We start from the raw sequence: 997 nt of genomic DNA, 5'->3' as shown, positions 1-997 counted from the left end.
CAGGCCCTGGTGGCCATCCTATAGATGAGTTTATCGCGCCGCCGTCGCCCTGATTAAACACCGTCAACGTAGACAGCCGCCAGTGTGATCCCCCCGATCCGTCAACTGGCGGCGATTCAGGGGGGGGTAGTAAGCCTCTGACAGTGCCTTAGGATGCATAGATAGACAAAAAACTTGCATCTCCGGACATTCCGCCTCCCCCCAGCTCCAACGCTGTGTGAATTGTGGAACAGTTCGAGCTCGGAGCCAGTGATTAGATATAGGACAGCATAGTCCAGTCTGCCATTTCATGATTAAGTTCGCTGTCTATGTATGCGGGCAAGTGTTTTGACACGTGAAACCAGTTCGCTTGAGCAGTGTGCCAAGGCCGCAGCGGCCGAACCAGAAATCCCAAGGCCGCGGCGCCCTAACCAGACCCGGAGAAAGCTTTGCTATCTTTGCCTCGTTGGATGCTTCGTTTGTTTATGTGGATGATTGGTCTGTTTACGCTTCAGCACGCCGTAGACGGTGGTGGTGGCACCAAAACGCCCGTCAACATGGCCCCCGAAGTCACATTCACCACGCCGTTGTCAGGCGCACGCCTGAATGCTGGGGACGACATCCGTGTCGTCACTAAAGCGTCCGACAGTGACGGCTCCATCGTCAGCGTCATCCTGTCTGTTAATGGCACTGCCCTACGCAAGCTCACAGGGCCCCCTTTTGAATGGGGTGCACCCGGCGGCAGTCACGATGCGCTCCTGAGAAACGTTGCCGAGGGCAATTATGAATTGGTCGCCGTGGCGCAGGATAACCAGGGCGCTGAAAGCCGCGCCGTGCTTTCGCTAAGCGTCGCGCCCGCGCCGCCGCCGCCGCCGGCGGCGCGGGCGCCGGCCGTCATCAAAACCTGCGATGAAAACCCATCTCTGGATCGAAGCTGCACTGACGGCAGCGTTGGCACTGAAGCGGATGACCAGCGGGCGCTGCCTTTGGCGCCTGCAATCAAACGGGACATTCACCT

The 997-nt window shown here is 58.5% G+C and carries 1 protein-coding gene; it reads left to right on the top strand.

What is annotated here, in order from left to right; genetic code table 11:
• Positions 1–428: 428 nt before the first annotated feature.
• Positions 429–997 (top strand): Ig-like domain-containing protein (locus J1C54_RS16340; protein ID WP_229150032.1); only part of this gene is annotated, 569 nt, incomplete at its 3' end.

Origin of the sequence: Alcanivorax sp. 1008, assembly GCF_020667895.1 — a bacterium.
In the GTDB taxonomy this organism is placed as follows: domain Bacteria; phylum Pseudomonadota; class Gammaproteobacteria; order Pseudomonadales; family Alcanivoracaceae; genus PGZG01.
The sequence above is the reverse complement of the archived record's forward strand: the minus strand, read 5'-3'. Positions and strand labels throughout refer to the sequence as shown.